Consider the following 17,293-nt stretch of genomic DNA (forward strand, 5'->3'; position numbering starts at 1 on the left):
CCTCGCAGCGGTCCCGAGCCATCGCGCGCGGCGGCGCGGCGGCGGCCGGCGCCCTGGTCGCGGTCGCCCTCCTGGCGGTCGCGCACGCGGACGGCCTGCCTCAATTCTCCCTGGCGCGTTTCGGCGCTCGCCCGCAGGCCGAGACGATGCAGGCGAACCTCGCGATCGGCGGCGGGGAGGCCGCGCCGGAAAACGTCATGCTGCCGTGGCCGGGCCGCGGCGCGCAGATCCGTTCAGGCGGACTGGAGCTGTCGTTCGAGGCGGCCCGCGGCGACGGCGGCGCGCGGCTGAAGGTGCGTGACGCGCGAGGCGAGACCGTCGCCCTGTCCGTGCCGAACGACGCCGAGTTGGACGGCGCGCGCTTCGGCGTCGGCCGGCTGGAGCCCGACGGCCGCGGCGCCTCGGTGATCCTGGCCTATCGCATCCGAGGCGAGGCGGGCGCGCAGCTGAGGGTGGCCGCCCCCGTCGACCGCGGCTGGAAGGTCGTCGACCTGGGGCCCCGGCCGGGCGCGCCCCTGGAGGTGTTTCCGGAGGAGCTCGACGGAGACGGCGTCGCGGAGTTCGTGCTGCCGGACACGCGCTTCGCGTCGGTGTTCGGGCCGCCGCGGCAGGCCCTGTTCCCCCCGCAGATCCTGCAGGTGCGCGCCGGACAGGTCGTGGACGTCTCGGACAGCGGCCGCTTCGTCGCCGTCTTCCGCGCCGACATGGAGGCGGCCCGGCCGATCTGCGCGCTCGGGTCGAACAGCGCCTGCGCCGCCTTCGTGGCCGACGCCGCGCGGGTGGGGCGGCTGGAATGGGCCTGGTCGGTGATGCTGCAGAGCTACGACCGCAAGGCGGGCTGGCCGCTGCCGGCCGGATGCGAAGACGATCGCGCGCCTTGCCCGTCAGGTCAGGTGCGGCGGTTCAGCGGCTATCCCGCGGCGCTGGAAGATTTCCTGCGGCGCAGCGGCTACGTCCGTGCCCACATCGACCTGGGTGAAGAGGCGCCGCCGGTCACCCCGCCGGCGTCGCGCGCCGCAACGCGATAGCCCCGCGCCAGGCCTGGACGGCCAGGATCAGGCTGAACAGATCGACCAGAGCGTTCAGTCCCTGCGTGACGCTGAAGGCGGTGACCGCCAGCCACACGTCCCCGGCCGTCTCCACGACCACCCACAACAGCAGCAGGCCCGCCGCGACAGCCGAGGCGCGGGCGGTCAGGCCCCAGGCCAGCGCGCCGGCGACGCAGGCGACCAGCGCGATCGTCACGAGCATCGTCGGGTTCACGGCTTGCGCCAGGACCAGCGCGTAGCTCAGGACGAGCAGACCGGTGGCCCACACGCCGCCGCGGGCCAGCGCCCGGGCGTGGGCGTCGTCGTCGATCGCGACCAGCGGGTTCCAGGAGAAGTCGGCGGTCTGCGCGCGGGTGTCGGACATCACGCCCGTCCTTTCAGCTTGCGGGCGGTCGGCAGGTCGACGACCGCGTTCTTTTCAGGCTCCTGCGCCGGACGCGCGCCCAGCGTGCGCAGCCGCCAGGCCAGCACCGGCAGCAGGGCGAAAGCGATGCCGGCGACGTCGGCGACCACGTCCTTCACGTCCGAGTCGCGATGGATCATCGGCAGGGCCTGCAGCACCTCGATCATGACGCCCAGCCCCGTGAGGGCGAGGGCGATGACCGCCAGGGGCGCGCGCGGGAAAGCCGGAATAGCCAGCAGGGTGACCACGTAGAAGGCGGTGAAGTGGGCGAGCTTGTCCCAGAGGAACAGGCTCTGGTCGTCGCCGGACGGAATGAGCGCATTCCACAGGGCGAAGCCGGCGGCGCCGAGGAAGGCGGCTTTCGCCAGCACGCCCAACGCCGTGGGCAGGCGATCTCGAAAAGTCATGACACCCCAACACCCGAAGCGGCGAACCGCTGCGAGCGGTTTAGGGCGCCGGCGGCCGCATATCTAGGCCGCGAAGCGGTGTGCGGGGCGCGCGCCGCCGGGTGGCGGGTTTCTGCAAACAACTGCAAATATCTGCAAGCTGGCTCCGACTCGACAACTTGTGTTTCGGCGTTCGTCGAGCGCTGTAAAGGGCGCGCTGATTGCAAAGCCGGTCCGACCGTGCACAGATACCCCCAGAAAAAGACTGAAAACGGCCGTTCGGGGGGACGACCATGAAGGCGCGCCTGAGCTTCTTCCAGATCTGGAACATGTGTTTCGGGTTCCTGGGCATCCAGATCGCGTTCGGCCTGCAGAACGCCAACGCCAGCCGCCTTTTCCAGACGCTGGGGGCGGACATGAGCGCCCTGCCGCTGCTGTGGATCGCCGGGCCGGTGACCGGGCTGATCGTCCAGCCGCTGGTCGGCCATTTCAGCGACCGGACCTGGGGGCGCCTGGGCCGTCGTCGGCCCTACTTCTTCTGGGGCGCCGTTCTCACCACCGCCGCCCTGTTCTTCATGCCCACGGCCCCCGTGCTTTGGATGGCGGCCGGCGCGCTGTGGATCCTGGACGCCTCGGTCAACGTGACCATGGAGCCGTTCCGCGCTTTCGTCGGCGACCTGCTGCCCGAGGAGCAGCGGACCACCGGCTACGCCATGCAGAGCTTCTTCATCGGGGTGGGCTCGGTGTTCGCCTCGGCCCTGCCGTGGATGCTCTCCCACTGGTTCGCCGTCAGCAACGAGGCCCCAGGGGGCGGCGTGCCGGAGTCCGTGCGCCTCGCCTTCTACATCGGCGGCGCCATGCTGCTGGTCGCGGTGCTGTGGACCGTGCTGACCACCCGCGAGTACAGCCCCTCCGAAGTCGAGGCGTTCGAGCGCGCCGAGCGCCCGGCCGAGCCGGAAGCGCGCAAGGCGCCGCCCTTCTTCGCCAGCGGCCTGATCTGGACCGTGGTCGGCGCGGCCGGCGCCGTGCTGATCCAGCATTTCGGCCTGGAGAAGGAGCTCTACATCCTCGCCGGCACGGTCGCCGGCTTCGGCCTGGTCCAGCTGCTCGCCGGCTGGCGCCGCCGCGGCAGGGCCGCCAGCGAGGGTCTGTTCGAGATCGTCGAGGACTTCTTCCACATGCCGGCGACCATGAAGCAGCTGGCCGTGGTCCAGTTCTTCTCGTGGTTCGGGCTGTTCGCCATGTGGATCTTCACGACCCTGGCGGTGACCCAGGTGCATTACGGGACCACCGACACCGCCTCGAAGGCCTACAACGAGGGGGCCGACTGGGTGGGCGTTCTGTTCGCGGTCTACAACGGGGTGGCGGCGCTGGCCGCCTTCCTGCTCCCGATGCTGGCCAAGCGGATCGGCCGGCGCGCCTGCCACGCACTGAACCTGTGCCTGGGGGGCCTGGGCCTGCTGTCCTTCTACTTCATCGCCGATCCGAAGCTGCTGTGGATCGGCATGATCGGGGTCGGCTTCGCCTGGGCCTCGATCCTGTCGGCGCCCTATTCGATCCTGGCCGGGGCGGTGCCGGCGAGGAAGATGGGCGTCTACATGGGCATCTTCAATTTCTTCATCGTCATCCCGCAGCTGGTGGCCGCGACCATCCTGGGCCTGACCCTGAAGACCTGGTTCAACAGCGAGCCGATCTACGCCCTGGTGCTCGGCGGCGGGTCCATGTTCGTGGCGGCGGTTTGCATGTTCCTGGTCCGCGAACCGGCGCCCGGCCGGGCCGGGGACGAAGCGCTGGCGCCCTCACCCGCGGCCTGACCCCAGGCTTTCGTCCGGTTTCGTCGCAGGCGCCCTTGCGGAAACCTGCGGCGACGCCCTATGTGCGCTGAAAATATTTGCAGCAAACATTTGCAGTGGGCGGGGCGTGGTGAACAAGAGCGTCACAAGGCTGGAGGACCTGGCCAAGCTGGCCGGGGTTTCGATCTCCACGGTCTCGCGCGCGCTCAACGACAGCCCCGCGGTCAACGCCCGCACCAAGCAGCTGATCTGGAAGCTGGCGCGCGAGCGGGACTATCCGTTCCGCAACTACATGCCGGCTGGCCCGATCGGGGCCGAAGCGACCATCGCCATCGTGGTGCCGCGCCCGCAGGGGCGCGAAGGCGGCCTGTCCGACCCGTTCTTCCTGGAGCTGTTCGCCGGCGTGGGCGAAGCGGCGCGCGAGCGCGGCTGCGACGTGCTGGTCAGCCACGTGGCGCCGTCCAGCTATGAAGACCTCTACGCCGCCATGACCACCAGCCGCGCGGACGGGGTGATCTTCCTGGGCCAGAGCTCGCTGCACACCGCCTTCAACCGGCTGGCCGAGAGCGACCGGCGCTTCGTGGTCTGGGGCGCGCAGCTGCCCGACCAGAACTACTGCTCGGTCGGCTCCGACAACCCGCTGGGCGGCCGGCGCGCCACCCTGCACCTGCTCCGGCTGGGCCGTAAGCGGGTGGTCTTCCTGGGCGACACCGAGGCGCCTGAAGCCATGCAGCGTCACCGCGGCTATCTCGACGCCCTGCGTCAGAGCGGCCTGCCGGTCGACCCGGACCTGATCGTGCCGGCCCACTTCGAGGTGGAATCGGCCGAGGCCAGCGTCGATTCGCTGATCCAGCGCGGCGTCGACTTCGACGGCGTGGTGGCGGCCTCCGACCTGATCGCGCTGGGGGCCATCCGCGCCTTGCGCAACAACGGCCTGACCGTGCCGGGCGACGTCTCGGTGGTCGGCTACGACAACGTGCCGTTCTCGCGCTACAGCCGCCCGGCCCTGACCACCATCGCCCAGGACACCGCCAAGGCCGGCCGCCTGCTGGTCTCCAAGCTGCTCGACGCCAGCTCGCGCGGCGCCCGCTCGGAACGGGTGCCCACCGACCTGATCGTGCGGGAGTCCTGCGGGGCCTAACCCGCGCGGGCGCGCATGCGGGCCAGCACGTCGGTGGCGGCCCAGTCGGTCTCGCGCAGCGGGGGATAGTCCCAGCGGTAGAGCGTGCCGCCGAACGGGCGGGCCACGTCGCGGCGCTCAAGCTCTTCGTGGAAGCGGCGGAATTTCAGGCTCTCGCCGTCCATCTTGAGGATGAACACCGGCTTGCCGGTCGAGGCGGCCTCGGTGGCCATGTTGGTCGAATCCTCGGTGACCAGCACGTAGTCGGCCGCCGCCAGGAAGGCGAAGTAGGGATTCGCGCCCTCGCCGTCCCAGACCACGCCGGGCAGGGGCTTCAGCCGGCTGGCCAGCAGGTCGCGCGCCCGCTGCGGCGTGCGGCGCGAGAAGGTGACCATCACCGAGCCTTTCTCGGTCTCCACCGCCAGGGCGATCTCGGCGGCCAGGCGCGAGGCCCGCTCGGGCGAGATGTCGAAGGCCTTGGACTTGCCGCCGATCAGCACCGCCACGCGCGGGTGGGGCAGGGGATCGACCAGCTCGCGGAAACGGATCAGGGCGTCGTCCAGCTTTTCCGGGGTGACCCGGTGCGGCGAGCCGGTGATGTCGATGACGTTGGGGCCGACCACGCGGTCGTGCCTGGGCGGCACCACCGCGTCGAACATCTGCGGCGGCCAGCGCGGATCCTGGACCTGGACCACGAAGGTCTTGCCCTTGGTCCAGCGGCGCATGCGCAGCGAGAACGGCATGGTCGCCCGGCCGGCGGCGATCCACAGGTCCGGCCACGGCGGCTCGATGGGATCGGCGTCGGCGGCCAGGAACCGGCGCGGCTGCAGCTTCAGCCCGGTGGGAAGCCGGTCGTAGTTTTCGCGGAAGCGGACGTGCTTGCGCACGATGGAGGCCGGCGTCAGGCGGGCGACCGCCTCGGCCAGGCCCAGGGCCTGATTCTCGATCCCGGCCCGGCCGTCGGACACGGCCCAGATGGTGATCGGCCGTTCGTCCATGCGCGCGAAAAGGCGCGCCGCCGAGGGCGTCGCCAAATCGCGGTCGTCTGGAGGCGTTTCGGACACGCCCGATTTAGCGTCGGAAACTGCGGAGGGAAAAGAGGCGCCGACGAATCGTCAGCGCCACTCGACCTTGAGGATCTCGTAGGCCTTCACGCCGCCGGGGGTGTTCACCTCCACGACGTCGCCGACCTCCTTGCCGATCATCGCGCGCGACAGCGGCGAAGAGACGGAGATCTTGCCGCCCTTCACGTCCGCTTCGTGCTCGCCGACGATCTGGTAGCTGGCCTCTTCCTCGGTGTCCTCGTCCACCACCGAAACGGTGGCGCCGAACTTCACCTGCGAGCCGGACAGCTTGGACACGTCGATGACCTGGGCGCGCGAGATCTTGTCCTCGATCTCGGCGATCCGGCCCTCGATCCAGCCCTGGCGTTCCTTGGCCGCGTGGTACTCCGCGTTCTCAGACAGGTCGCCGTGGCTGCGCGCCTCGGCGATGGCGGCGATCACGTTCGGCCGCTCCACCGACTTGAGACGCTTCAATTCTTCGTCGAGGGCCCGATAGCCCTCGGCCGTCATCGGCACTTTTTCCATGTGCGATTGGGTTCGCTTAGTGCGCCCGGGAGGAAAGGCAAACCACCCGATCGCGGGCGAAATACGATCGGGGTGGAGAGCATATGATCAACCCCCGCCCGACTTCAAGCCGCACGGGCGACGATATGGCGCAGCTCTTGTGGGCGACCCACCCGCGCGGCATGGTCGCCGCAAGGGGGAGAGTTCATGCTTCGCACGTTAATGGCGACCGCCGGCGCCGTCTTGGTCATGACAGGGGCCGCGTCGCCGACTGGCGCGGCGGCGCCGACTCCCTCGGTGGAAGCCTACGGGCGGCTCCCGGCGCTCACCCTCGTGCGGCTGTCGCCGTCGGGCGAGCGGCTTGCCTATATCGCGGAAGAGGGCGGCGACCGCGTGCTGGTGGTCACGAACACCTATGGCGAGCCGTTGGTCCGCACGCCGGTGGGCGACGCCAAGGTGCGTGACATTCGCTGGGCCGGCGACAACTTCGCGCTCGTCCAGTTGAGCAAGACCTACAATCTCGGCTGGTACTACAGCGGCGCGCACGAGCTGTCCCAGGTGCTGGTCGTCGACCTCGCCGGCGGCAAGTCCTACTGGGTGTTTGAGCGCGGCCGGATGGTCAACAGCGTGTTCGGGGTCTACGGCCTCGTTCAGCACGACGGGCGTTGGTACGGCCACTTCGGGGGCGTCGCGCTCGAGTCGGGCAAGGACATCATCGAGGACGGCTATGTCGACCTCTATCGGGTCGACCTGGCGACCGGAGAGACCAAGCGGTTGGCGAGCGCCTCCGACCAGGAGCGCGACTGGGTGGTCGGCGCCGACGGCTCGATCCTGGCGAACTCCGCCTACGACAGCGGCTCCACCCAGTGGCGGCTTTGGGCCGGGGATGACCGCAAGCGGCTGATCGCCGAGGAGAAGGACCCCTACGGCGGCGGCAACCTGGTCGGGCTCGGCCGGACCACCGGGTCGGTGGTCTACGGCTCGCACGGCGCGGACGGCGCGATGATCTACCGGGAGGCCGACGGCCCCGGCCCGGGCGTCGCCCTTGCGGACGCCAAGCCGATCGCCGGCTTCCTGCGCGACCCGGCGACCGGCCTGCTGATCGGATACAGGACGAGCGGCGACCAGCAGGAGGACGTGCTGTTCTCGCCGAAACTCCAGGCCCGCGTCCGCGGCACACGCAAGGCCTTCCCGGCCGATCAGCTGATGAGCCTGGTCTCCTGGAACGCCGCCTTCGACCGGATGGTGGTGTTCACGGAAGGGCCGGGGGAATCCGGCACCTATTGGCTGGTGGACATCAAGACCGGCCGGGCGGACGACCTCGGCCGCACCTATCCGGCCGTCGAGCCCGAGCACGTCGGGACCTCGCGGATGATCGACTACAAGGCCGCCGACGGCCTCGCCTTGCGCGGCGTCCTCACCCTGCCCCCGGGACGGGAAGCGAAGGACCTGCCGCTGGTGGTGCTGCCCCACGGCGGCCCGCAAGCCCGCGACGGGCTGGGCTTCGACTGGTGGGCGCAGGCCTTCGCCTCGCGCGGGTATGCGGTGTTTCAGCCGAACTTCCGCGGGTCGTCGGGCTATGGCGCGGCCTTCGTCGACGCCGGCCACGGCGAGTGGGGCCGCAAGATGCAGACCGACATCTCCGACGGGATCGCGGCCCTGGCCGCCCAGGGCGTGGTCGACGCCAAGCGGGCCTGCATCGTCGGCGGCAGCTACGGCGGCTACGCGGCCCTGGCCGGGGTGACCGTCCAGAACGGGTTTTACCGCTGCGCCGTGTCGATGGCGGGCATCTCGGACCTCTCGGCCATGCTGCGCTGGGAAGCCGACCGGCACGGCCGGGTCAGCGAGGAGATGCGCTACTGGAAGGACTTCATGGGCGCGAAGTCCTGGTCCGACACCTCGTTGCGTGACATCTCTCCTGCCGAACTGGCCAAGCGCGCCGATGCGCCGGTCCTGCTGATCCATGGCAAGGACGACACCGTCGTCCCCATCGAGCAGAGCCGGATCATGGAGCGGGCGCTCAGGCGGGCCGACAAGCCGGTGGAGTTCGTCGAACTCCCCGGCGAGGATCACTGGCTCTCCGGGGCCTCCACGCGCGTCTCCATGCTCAGGGCCGCCGTGGCCTTCGTGGAGAAGCACAATCCGGCCGACGCCGCCCCGACCGGCAGAGTGGCGCCGTAGGCCGTCGTCAGGCCGCCCGCGCCGACAGCGCCGCCAGCAGGGCGGCGGTGTCGACGACGGTGGCGAATTCGTAGCCCAGGGTGGCCAGGTGGGCGCGGTGGACGTCTTCGGCCTTCACCGTCCCGCCATGGCCGTCGGGCAGGTCGAAGCAGTCGCAAGCGTCGCCGACCAGGATCATGCGGTAGCCGAGATTGGCCCCGACCCGCACGGTGGTGGACACGCACATGTCGGTGGAGACGCCGAAGGCCACGACCGTGTCGACGCCCAGCCGGCGCAGGCGCAGGTCCAGGTCGGTGCCGATGAAGGCCGAGTTGACGCTCTTGCTGACCAGCGGCTCGCCGGGCCGCGGTTCGAAGCCTCCGCGCAGCGCGTTGCCGGGCGATCCGGCGACGAACACGCTGCCGGGCTCCACCGAGTCGTGGCGGACGTGGATCAGCGGCCGGCCGGTGGCGCGCCAGGCGGCCAGCAGGGCCAGGCCGTTGGCGTCCAGCCGGTCGTTCCAGCGCCGCGGCCAGGGCGGCCCGTCGAAGCCGCGTTGCATGTCGATGGGCAGGAGGACGGCTTTGGCGAGGTCCATGGCGGGCTCCGGAGCTGAGGCCCGCAGGGTGGAAGCGAACCGCGCCGGTTTCACTCGTCATTGCGTCGCGCCGACCGGCGATCTGGCGGCGCGGACGCTGGGCGGCTAGACGTTTCGACGTGATTCTCGACGACAAGGACCGCCAGCTCATCGCCGCCCTCACGCACGACGCGCGCGAGCCGCTGGTGGCGCTCGCCCGGCGCGTGGGCCTCTCGCGCAGCGCCACCCAAGCCCGCCTGGCGCGGCTGGAGCGCGCCGGGGTGATCGAGGGCTACACCGTGCGCCTGGCGCCCGGGGCCGAGACCGCCGGCGTGTCCGCCCTGCTGTCCGTGACGCTGGAGCCGGGCCGGACCTGCGCCCAGGTGCTGCCGGCCCTGTCGGGCGTGCCGGAGATCACCTCGGCCCGCTCGCTGGCCGGCCCCATCGACTTGCTGCTGGAAGTCGCCTGCGCCAGCCCCGAGGCGCTGAGCGCGGTGCGCGAGCGGGTGGCGGCCACGCCCGGCGTGGCGGCGGCGACCACCCACCTGGTGCTGACCACCCACTGGCGGCGGGCGGGCTGACATGCAGGTCGCCGCCCTGATGATCGTGGCCTCGGGCGCCGCGCACGCGGTGGTCAACGCCATCCTGAAGTCCGGCCGGGACAAGATGTCGAGCCGCGCCCTGCTGGACGGCTTCAGCGCCCTGCTGGTGTTCCCGGCCGCCTTCTTCATGCCCCTGCCGCACGGCGCCTGGGGCTGGCTGGCGGCCTCGGGCCTGACCCACCTGGTCTACCTGACCTGCCTGGTGAAGGCGTTCGAAGCGACCGACATGAGCGTCGCCTATCCGATCATGCGCGGCCTGGCGCCCGTGCTGGCGGCGGCCGGCGCGGTGCTGGCCTTCGGCGAGCACATCTCGCCGGCCACCGTGCTGGGCGTGGCCCTGGTCAGCTGCGGCGTGGTGATCGTGGGCGCCGGGCGGGGCGTGAACCGGCGCTCGCTGCTGTGGGCGGCGGGCACGGGCGTGACCATCGCGGTCTACACCGTGATCGACGCCCAGGGCGTGCGGGCCGCGCCGTCGGCCGGCAGCTACATCGTCTGGGTGTTCCTGCTGCTGGGCGTCGGCGTCGGCGGGGTGTTCGCCCTGTGGCGCGGGCCGGCCTTCCTGGTCGCCGCCCGATCCGAGTGGCGGGCGGGCCTGACCGCGGGCGCCCTGTCGATCCTGACCTACGGCCTGGCGCTGTGGGCCTACCGGCTGGGCGACACGCCCAGGCTGGCGGCGCTGCGCGAGACCTCGATCCTGTTCGCCCTGGTCATCGCCGTGCTGGTGCTGAAGGAGCCGGTGACCCGCGCCCGGGCGGCGGGCGCGGCGGTGATCGCCGCCGGCGCCGCCGCGCTGTTGCTCAGCGCAGGCTAGCCCAGCTTGTAGAGCCCGCCGCGCTCCAGCGCCCGCTGGTAGGCCGGACGGGCCTGGATCCGCTCCAGGAAGGCCTGCAGCTTCGGGCGGCCCTTGAAGCCGACCCGCACGGCCGCGACCTCGACCGGGAAGCTCATCTGCACGTCGGCGGCGGTGAAGTCGGGGCCGGCGAACCAGTCGGCCTTGCCGAGCTCGGCCTCCCAGTAGTCGACGTGGGTCTTCAGCTGCGGGTCGATGAAGGTCGACTGCGCCCTGGCGGCGACCTTGCTCACCAAGCCTCTCAGCAGGAAGGGCGAGCGTTTGGGAAGGTTGGCGAAGACCAGCTTCAGCAGCAGGGGCGACATGGCCGAGCCCTCGGCGTAGTGCAGCCAGTAGGTGAAGCGCAGCCGCTCCGGCGTCCCGGCGGCCGGGATCAGCCGGCCCTGGCCGTAGGTGTCCAGCAGGTATTCGATGATCGCGCCGGTCTCGGCGATGGTCTTGTCGCCGTCGGTGATCACCGGCGACTTGCCCAGCGGGTGGATCGCCTTCAGCTCCGGCGGGGCCAGCATGGTCTTGGCGTTGCGCTGGTAGCGCTTCACCTCGTAAGGGAGGCCCAGCTCCTCCAGAAGCCAGAGCACGCGCTGCGAGCGCGAATTGTTCAGGTGATGGACGACGATCATGACAGGCCCCCTCCGGCTGCGGTCGAGGTTGCCGCGAGCCCGTCCGGAAAAGCAACCCTCTCGGAGGTCTCAGGCCGACTGGCGGCGGCGCGGGAATTCCATGGCCGCCATCAGGCCCGGCCCGTTGTCCGACAGCACCAGGCGCCCGCCGTGCAGCTTGGCGCAGGCGGCGACGATGGCCAGGCCCAGGCCCGCGCCGGGGGTGGAGCGCGAGCTGTCGACCCGCACGAACCGCTCGGCCACCCGCCCGAGGTGCTCGGGCGGCACGCCCGGGCCGGTGTCGGACACGGTCATCCGCACCTGGCCGTCCGGGGTCTCGGACACCTGCAGGCGCACGTCGGCGCCGGGGCCGGCGTGGACGGCGGCGTTGTGCAGCAGGTTCCCCAGCGCCTGGCGCAGCAGGGTCTCGTGCACGCGGGCGGGCAGGGGGGCCTGGGGCGTGTCCACCACCAGCAGCTGGCCGGCGTCCTCGATCACCGGGCTGAACAGGTCGCCCATCTCGTCGGCCAGGGCGGCCAGGTCGATCACGCCCATGGCGTCGCCCGACAGGCCGGTCTCGGCGCGGGCCACCTCCATCAGGGCCGACAGGGTGGCGAGCGCCGCGTCGACCTCGCCGCGGGCGTGGTCCAGCACGGTGGTGAGCTCGGCGGGCGGCAGGCCGGGGTCGGCGGCGCGGTCCAGGGCGAACTCCACCCGCATCAGCGGCGAGCGCAGGTCGTGGGCGAGGCTGTCGGTGACCGTGCGCAGGCCGGTCATCAGCTCCTCGATGCGGGTCAGCATGGCGTTCAGCGACAGCCCCAGCCGGTCGAACACGTCGCCGTCCGCCCGGGCTTCGGCGCGGGCCGACAGGTCGCCGGCGGCGATGGCGCTGGCGGTGTGGGCGATGTCGCGGGCGCGGCGCAGCATCAGGGCGTTGAAGGCGACCCCGACCGCGGCGACCATCACCACCGCCACCAGCAGGGCCCAGGCGGTGCCGCGGAACAGGGCGTCGCGGAAGGCGTCGCGGGCCTCCAGGTCCTCGGCCACCACCAGGGTCATGCCCCGGCCCAGCGGCTGGGCCAGCACCCGCCACAGCTGGCGCGGCTGGCCGGTCTCGGCGACCGTGCGCCAGCCGTACTTCGGCAGCTTGATGCTCTCCAGGTCGGCCCCGGCGATGGTGCGCCCGGCCTTGTCGACCAGGGCGTAGTGGAAGCCGTCGGCCGAGCCCAGCCGTTCGCGCCGGTCGATAGCCGCGCCCAGCGCCTCGACGCCTTCCTCCCGCGCATAGGTGACGAAGTAGTCGCGCTCGGAGCGGGCGGTGGCGGCCTGCTGGCGCGAGATCAGCTCCTCGCCGGCGTGGCCGACGATCAGGAAGCCGGCCGCCAGGGCCGCGGCGGCGACCGTCAGGGCGGCCACCGGCAGGATCCAGGGCCGCAGCCGCATCAGGCCTTGTCCGACAGGCGGTAGCCGGTGCCGCGCAGGGTGCGCAGCAGGGGCTTGTCGAAGCCTTCGTCGATCTTCTTGCGCAGCCGGCTGACGTGGGTGTCGATCAGGCCGGTGTGCGGATCGAAGCGATAGTCGAACACCTGCTCCAGCAGCATGGTGCGGGTCACCACCCGGTCCTTGTTGCGCAGCAGGTGCTCGAGCAGTTTGAACTCGCGCGGCAGCAAGTCGAGCGTCCGCTCGCCCCGGGTCACCCGGCGCGACAGCAGGTCCATCGTCAGGTCGCCGCAGGTCAGCACGGTGGCCGGGGCCGCGCCCGAGCGCCGGCGCAGCAGGCTCTGCAGCCGGGCCGACAGCTCCGAATAGGCGAAGGGCTTGATCAGATAGTCGTCGCCGCCGGCCCGCAGACCCTTCACCCGTTCGTCCAGGTGGCTGAGGGCGGAGAGGATCAGCACCGGCGTGTGGATCTCGGCGGCGCGCATGGCCTTCAGCACGCTGAGGCCGTCCAGGCCGGGCAGCATGCGGTCCAGGACGACCGCGTCGAATTTTCCGGTGGTGGCCAGATAGAGGCCGTCGCCGCCTTCGGCCGCATGCTCGACGGTCAGGCCTTCTTCGCGCAGGCCCTTGAGGATGTGGTCGGCGGTGTCGGCGTCGTCCTCGATGACGAGAATGCGCGAACTCATCGGACTCCGCCTGCTGGACGAGAGGAAGATGCTAGACCACTTCCCGCCGAAGTGGACACCGGTTCGGCGAAAAGGAAGTGGTCTACCTTAATGCCGATCTGAGCATTTCCGACCCGATCGGGTCGGAAAGTGCTCGGGCCTCGATCGAGGCCGCGGAGAACCGAAAGGGCGCCGGCGGGGAACACAGGAGGGGGGCAGCCCTTCCCCGCCGGCGCGTCCTGTCAGGCCTTCTCGCAGGCCTTCAGGAATTCCTTCTCGGACTGGGTGTGCTTCTTCTGGGCCTTCCATTCCTTGACGCACTCGGCCTTCTTGGCGTGCGCGGTCGAGGTGGCGGACGGCTTCGCCGGCGCAGCGGCCGGCTGGCTGGTCGCGGCGAACGCGGCCGGGGCGGCGATCAGGGCCGCGACGAAGGCGGCGGAGGTGAGCAGCTTGGTCATGAGGGACACTCCCGAAGGACGCCGGCTCGTCCGGCGCTTCGGGTATCAAAACATCCCCACCTGTCCGCACCCCGACGCCGACCTGACAAATGTGCAAGACGCCGCCGAAGGCTCGCCCAGGCCGAAAAGCAAAAAGCGGAGGCGCACGCGCCCCCGCTTCTTTTCGCCCGCCGGTCAGGGCGCCGGAGCGCCCTGTCGGGATGAGGCTCAGCCGTAGCTCTGCAGCGGCCGCACTTCGAGGGTGCCGGTCTTGACCGCTTCGATGGCGCGGGCGGCGGCCAGGGCCCCCGACGCGGTGGTCTGGTAGGGGATCTTCATCATCAGCGCCGTGCGGCGGATGGAGAAGCTGTCCAGCAGCGACTGGCGGCCCTCGGTGGTGTTGAAGACCAGCTGAACCTCGCCGTTCTTCATGGCGTCGACGATGTGCGGACGGCCTTCCAGCACCTTCTTCACGTAGCCGACCTCCAGGCCCTGCTCCTTGAGGAACTTGTGGGTGCCTTCGGTGGCGATCGCCTTGAAGCCCTGGGCCAGCAGGATGCGGATCGGCTCGACGATCCACGGCTTGTCCGACTCCTTCACCGACACGAAGACGGTGCCCGAGGTCGGCAGCTTGGAGCCGCCGCCCAGCTGGCTCTTGGCGAAGGCGCGGGCGAAGGCCGCCTGGGCGGTCTCGCCCTCACGGATCCAGTCCAGGCCCATGACCTCGCCGGTCGAGCGCATTTCCGGGCCCAGCACGGTGTCGACGCCCGGGAAGCGGGCGAACGGGAAGACCGCTTCCTTCACCGCCACGTGGTTCATCGGCTTCTGGTCGAGCTTGAAGTCGGCCAGGCGCTCGCCGGCCATGACCTTGGCGGCGATGCCGGCGACCGGCTCGCCGATGGTCTTGGCCACGAACGGCACGGTGCGCGAGGCGCGCGGGTTCACTTCCAGCACGTAGATGCGCGGGGTGTCGGAGTGCGGCTCCTCGATGGCGAACTGCACGTTCATCAGGCCGCGCACCTTCAGGGCCCGGGCCATCAGCTCGGTCTGGCGGCGCAGCTCGGCCACCGTCTCCGGCTTCAGCGAGAAGGGCGGCATGGAGCAGGCCGAGTCGCCCGAGTGCACGCCGGCTTCCTCGATGTGCTCGAGCACGCCGGCCACGAACACCGTCTCGCCGTCGCAGATGGCGTCGACGTCCACCTCGGTGGCGCGGTTCAGGTACTGGTCGATCAGGACGGGCGAGTCGCCCGAGACCTGCACGGCCTCGCGCACGTAGCGGGCCAGCTGCTCGTCGTCGTGGACGATCTCCATGGCCCGGCCGCCCAGCACGTAGGACGGACGGATGACCACGGGGTAGCCGACGTGGTGGGCGCCGGCGAAGGCTTCCTCGTCGGTGCGGGCGATGGCGTTGACCGGCTGGTTCAGGCCGATCTCGTTCAGCAGCTGCTGGAAGCGCTCGCGGTCCTCGGCCAGGTCGATGGCGTCGACCGTGGTGCCCAGGATCGGAATGCCTTCCTCTTCCAGCGCGTGGGCCAGCTTCAGCGGGGTCTGGCCGCCGAACTGGACGACCACGCCGACCAGCTCGCCCTTGGACTTCTCGACGTGCAGCAGCTCCAGCACGTCCTCGGCCGTCAGCGGCTCGAAGTACAGGCGGTCGGAGGTGTCGTAGTCGGTCGAGACGGTCTCGGGGTTGCAGTTGACCATGATCGACTCCAGGCCGATCTGGTCGAACGCGAAGGCCGCGTGGCAGCAGCAGTAGTCGAACTCGATGCCCTGGCCGATCCGGTTCGGACCGCCGCCGAGGATGACCGCCTTCTTGCGGTCCGACGGGTTGGATTCGCACTCCGGAACCTGGCCCAGCGCGCCGGTCTCGTAGGTCGAGTACATGTAGGCGGTGTCGGCGGCGAACTCGGCCGCGCAGGTGTCGATGCGCTTGAACACCGGGCGCACGCCCAGGCCGCGGCGCTTGGCGCGCACCTGCTTCTCGGTCAGGCCGGTCAGCAGGCCCAGGCGCTTGTCGGAGAAGCCCTTGGCCTTCAGGCGGCGGAAGGCGTCGGCGTCTTCCGGCAGGCCGGTCTTCTCGAGCTCGGCCTCGGCCTTCACCAGGTCTTCGATCTGGCGCAGGAACCACGGCTCGTAGCTGCAGGCGGCGTTGATCTCTTCGACGCTCAGGCCGTGGCGGAAGGCCTGGGCGATGACGCGCAGGCGGTCCGGGGTCGGCAGGCCCAGCTGGCGCACCACCGCCGCCTTCACCGCGGCCGGATCCTCGGCGTCGTCGACGCCCGGGATGTCCATCTCGTCGAAGCCGGTCAGGCCGGTCTCGAGGCCGCGCAGGGCCTTCTGCGCGCTTTCCTGGAAGGTGCGGCCGATGGCCATGACCTCGCCCACCGACTTCATCGAGGTGGTCAGGGTCGGCTCGGCGCCCGGGTACTTCTCGAAGGCGAAGCGCGGGATCTTGGTGACCACGTAGTCGATCGACGGCTCGAACGAGGCCGGCGTGACGCGGGTGATGTCGTTGGTCAGCTCGTCGAGGGTGTAGCCGACGGCCAGCTTGGCCGCGACCTTGGCGATCGGGAAGCCGGTGGCCTTCGAGGCCAGGGCCGAGGAGCGCGACACCCGCGGGTTCATCTCGATGACGGTCATGCGGCCGTCGCGCGGGTTGACCGCGAACTGCACGTTCGAGCCGCCGGTCTCCACCCCGATCTCGCGCAGGACGTCGATCGAGGCCTTGCGCATGCGCTGGTACTCTTTGTCGGTCAGCGTCAGCGCGGGAGCCACGGTGATGGAGTCGCCGGTGTGCACCCCCATCGGGTCGATGTTCTCGATGGAGCAGATGATGATGCAGTTGTCCGCACGGTCGCGGACCACCTCCATCTCGTACTCCTTCCAGCCCAGCACCGATTCTTCGATCAGCACCTCAGTGACCGGCGAGGCGTCCAGGCCGCGCTCGACGATCTCGCGGAATTCCTCGACGTTGTAGGCGATGCCGCCGCCGGTGCCGGCCAGGGTGAAGCTGGGGCGGATGATCGTCGGCAGGCCGACGAACTCCAGCGCCTCCAGCGCCTGCTCCATGGTGTTGGCGACGCGCGAGCGCGGGCTCTCCAGCCCGATCTTGTCCATCGCGTCGCGGAATTTCTGGCGGTCTTCGGCCTTGTCGATGACGTCGGCCTTCGCGCCGATCATCTCGACGCCGTACTTGGCCAGCACGCCGCTGGATTCCAGCGCCAGGGCGGTGTTCAGCGCGGTCTGGCCGCCCATGGTCGGCAGCAGGGCGTCCGGGCGCTCCTTGGCGATGATCTTCTCGACCATCTCCGGGGTGATCGGCTCGATGTAGGTGGCGTCGGCCACCTCCGGGTCGGTCATGATCGTGGCCGGGTTCGAATTGACCAGCACGATCCGGTAGCCCTCGGCCTTCAGGGCCTTACACGCCTGCACGCCCGAATAGTCGAATTCGCAGGCCTGACCGATGACGATCGGCCCGGCGCCGATGATCAGGATCGAGGAGATGTCGGTGCGTTTCGGCATGGGTACTCGCGCGCGTTGGCGGGCTCGCGCGGGGGGCCGCGCGCCCGGGGTCGGTCGACTTGCAGGTTAAGGGGGCCGTTTAGAGGCGGAGTCGCCTCCGCGCAAGCGGCGAGGGCGTA

16 protein-coding genes are annotated in these 17,293 nt (G+C 70.6%); 6 read left to right on the forward strand and 10 right to left on the reverse strand.

Features of this window, described 5'->3' with window-relative positions; genetic code table 11:
* Positions 1 to 1,028: hypothetical protein (locus G3573_RS07455; protein WP_205598134.1), on the forward strand; the 1,028-nt coding region annotated here is incomplete at its 5' end.
* Here G3573_RS07455 and G3573_RS07460 read toward each other — a convergent pair.
* On the reverse strand, positions 994 to 1,413 hold the full coding sequence (locus tag G3573_RS07460) for a hypothetical protein (protein ID WP_163260457.1): 420 nt from the start codon (positions 1,411 to 1,413) through the stop codon (positions 994 to 996). The genes G3573_RS07455 and G3573_RS07460 overlap by 35 nt on opposite strands.
* The gene (locus tag G3573_RS07465) at positions 1,413 to 1,859 is read right to left on the reverse strand and encodes a VanZ family protein (RefSeq protein ID WP_205598135.1); all 447 of its coding nucleotides are present in this window, start codon (positions 1,857 to 1,859) and stop codon (positions 1,413 to 1,415) included. The genes G3573_RS07460 and G3573_RS07465 overlap by 1 nt, the downstream gene beginning before the upstream one ends.
* A gap of 272 nt (positions 1,860 to 2,131) precedes the next feature.
* On the opposite strand from G3573_RS07465, the gene G3573_RS07470 reads away from it, so the two are divergent.
* Entirely contained in the window at positions 2,132 to 3,652 is a 1,521-nt protein-coding gene (locus G3573_RS07470) for an MFS transporter (RefSeq protein WP_163260458.1), read from the forward strand.
* 109 nt (positions 3,653 to 3,761) lie between these two features.
* A complete protein-coding gene (locus G3573_RS07475) occupies positions 3,762 to 4,772 on the forward strand; it encodes a LacI family DNA-binding transcriptional regulator (RefSeq protein WP_163260459.1) in 1,011 nt (336 codons plus the stop codon).
* On the opposite strand, the gene G3573_RS07480 is transcribed toward G3573_RS07475, so the two are convergent.
* Together G3573_RS07480 and greA are read right to left on the reverse strand one after the other, a co-directional pair.
* Complete coding sequence (locus G3573_RS07480) at positions 4,769 to 5,749, reverse strand: mitochondrial fission ELM1 family protein (RefSeq protein WP_163260460.1); 981 nt, start codon at positions 5,747 to 5,749, stop codon at positions 4,769 to 4,771. The two genes, G3573_RS07475 and G3573_RS07480, sit on opposite strands and share 4 nt — an antisense overlap.
* Positions 5,750 to 5,866: 117 nt before the next feature.
* Positions 5,867 to 6,340 carry a transcription elongation factor GreA gene (greA, locus tag G3573_RS07485; protein ID WP_163260461.1) on the reverse strand — a complete coding sequence of 158 codons (474 nt, stop codon included), beginning with the start codon at positions 6,338 to 6,340 and terminating at the stop codon, positions 5,867 to 5,869.
* A gap of 186 nt (positions 6,341 to 6,526) precedes the next feature.
* On the opposite strand from greA, the gene G3573_RS07490 reads away from it, so the two are divergent.
* Positions 6,527 to 8,500, forward strand: coding sequence for a S9 family peptidase (locus tag G3573_RS07490; RefSeq protein WP_163260462.1), 1,974 nt, complete (start codon positions 6,527 to 6,529; stop codon positions 8,498 to 8,500).
* Positions 8,501 to 8,507: 7 nt separating this feature from the next.
* Here the strand turns inward: G3573_RS07490 and G3573_RS07495 are convergent, their stop codons facing one another.
* Positions 8,508 to 9,077 (reverse strand): cysteine hydrolase family protein, encoded by a 570-nt coding sequence (locus tag G3573_RS07495; RefSeq protein WP_163260463.1) that lies wholly within the window; start codon positions 9,075 to 9,077, stop codon positions 8,508 to 8,510.
* 119 nt (positions 9,078 to 9,196) lie between these two features.
* Between G3573_RS07495 and G3573_RS07500 the strand changes: the two genes are divergently transcribed.
* Both G3573_RS07500 and G3573_RS07505 read left to right on the forward strand, forming a co-directional pair.
* The gene (locus G3573_RS07500) at positions 9,197 to 9,637 is read left to right on the forward strand and encodes an Lrp/AsnC family transcriptional regulator (RefSeq protein WP_163260464.1); all 441 of its coding nucleotides are present in this window, start codon (positions 9,197 to 9,199) and stop codon (positions 9,635 to 9,637) included.
* Between the two features lies 1 nt (position 9,638).
* A complete protein-coding gene (locus G3573_RS07505) occupies positions 9,639 to 10,469 on the forward strand; it encodes an EamA family transporter (protein ID WP_163260465.1) in 831 nt (276 codons plus the stop codon).
* On the opposite strand, the gene G3573_RS07510 is transcribed toward G3573_RS07505, so the two are convergent.
* The 5 genes from G3573_RS07510 to carB form a co-directional block, all read right to left on the reverse strand.
* A complete protein-coding gene (locus tag G3573_RS07510; RefSeq protein ID WP_163260466.1) occupies positions 10,466 to 11,128 on the reverse strand; it encodes a glutathione S-transferase in 663 nt (220 codons plus the stop codon). The two genes, G3573_RS07505 and G3573_RS07510, sit on opposite strands and share 4 nt — an antisense overlap.
* Before the next feature lie 69 nt (positions 11,129 to 11,197).
* The gene (locus tag G3573_RS22420) at positions 11,198 to 12,550 is read right to left on the reverse strand and encodes a HAMP domain-containing sensor histidine kinase (protein WP_163260467.1); all 1,353 of its coding nucleotides are present in this window, start codon (positions 12,548 to 12,550) and stop codon (positions 11,198 to 11,200) included.
* Positions 12,550 to 13,233, reverse strand: a complete 684-nt coding sequence (locus G3573_RS07520) for a response regulator transcription factor (RefSeq protein ID WP_163260468.1) — start codon at positions 13,231 to 13,233, stop codon at positions 12,550 to 12,552. Before G3573_RS07520 ends, G3573_RS22420 begins: the two co-directional genes overlap by 1 nt.
* A 221-nt stretch (positions 13,234 to 13,454) precedes the next feature.
* Positions 13,455 to 13,670: a hypothetical protein gene (locus G3573_RS07525; protein WP_163260469.1), complete on the reverse strand. Its 216-nt coding sequence runs from the start codon at positions 13,668 to 13,670 to the stop codon at positions 13,455 to 13,457.
* A 207-nt stretch (positions 13,671 to 13,877) separates the two neighbouring features.
* Positions 13,878 to 17,174, reverse strand: a complete 3,297-nt coding sequence (gene carB / locus G3573_RS07530) for a carbamoyl-phosphate synthase large subunit (RefSeq protein WP_163260470.1) — start codon at positions 17,172 to 17,174, stop codon at positions 13,878 to 13,880.
* Between the last annotated feature and the right edge of the window lie 119 nt (positions 17,175 to 17,293).

The organism is Caulobacter sp. 17J65-9 (assembly GCF_010975005.1).
Taxonomy (GTDB): Bacteria; Pseudomonadota; Alphaproteobacteria; order Caulobacterales; family Caulobacteraceae; genus 17J80-11.

Excerpts from the sequence above, each read along its gene's own strand:
- G3573_RS22420 (WP_163260467.1), bottom strand. The coding sequence starts at position 12,550 with ATGCGGCTGCGGCCCTGGATCCTGCCGGTGGCCGCCCTGACGGTCGCC.
- G3573_RS07495 (WP_163260463.1), bottom strand. The coding sequence starts at position 9,077 with ATGGACCTCGCCAAAGCCGTCCTCCTGCCCATCGACATGCAACGCGGC.
- carB (WP_163260470.1), bottom strand. The coding sequence starts at position 17,174 with ATGCCGAAACGCACCGACATCTCCTCGATCCTGATCATCGGCGCCGGG.
- G3573_RS07480 (WP_163260460.1), bottom strand. The coding sequence starts at position 5,749 with ATGGACGAACGGCCGATCACCATCTGGGCCGTGTCCGACGGCCGGGCC.
- G3573_RS07460 (WP_163260457.1), bottom strand. The coding sequence starts at position 1,413 with ATGTCCGACACCCGCGCGCAGACCGCCGACTTCTCCTGGAACCCGCTG.
- G3573_RS07525 (WP_163260469.1), bottom strand. The coding sequence starts at position 13,670 with ATGACCAAGCTGCTCACCTCCGCCGCCTTCGTCGCGGCCCTGATCGCC.
- G3573_RS07510 (WP_163260466.1), bottom strand. The coding sequence starts at position 11,128 with ATGATCGTCGTCCATCACCTGAACAATTCGCGCTCGCAGCGCGTGCTC.
- G3573_RS07520 (WP_163260468.1), bottom strand. The coding sequence starts at position 13,233 with ATGAGTTCGCGCATTCTCGTCATCGAGGACGACGCCGACACCGCCGAC.
- G3573_RS07465 (WP_205598135.1), bottom strand. The coding sequence starts at position 1,859 with ATGACTTTTCGAGATCGCCTGCCCACGGCGTTGGGCGTGCTGGCGAAA.
- greA (WP_163260461.1), bottom strand. The coding sequence starts at position 6,340 with ATGGAAAAAGTGCCGATGACGGCCGAGGGCTATCGGGCCCTCGACGAA.
- G3573_RS07505 (WP_163260465.1), top strand. The coding sequence starts at position 9,639 with ATGCAGGTCGCCGCCCTGATGATCGTGGCCTCGGGCGCCGCGCACGCG.
- G3573_RS07470 (WP_163260458.1), top strand. The coding sequence starts at position 2,132 with ATGAAGGCGCGCCTGAGCTTCTTCCAGATCTGGAACATGTGTTTCGGG.
- G3573_RS07490 (WP_163260462.1), top strand. The coding sequence starts at position 6,527 with ATGCTTCGCACGTTAATGGCGACCGCCGGCGCCGTCTTGGTCATGACA.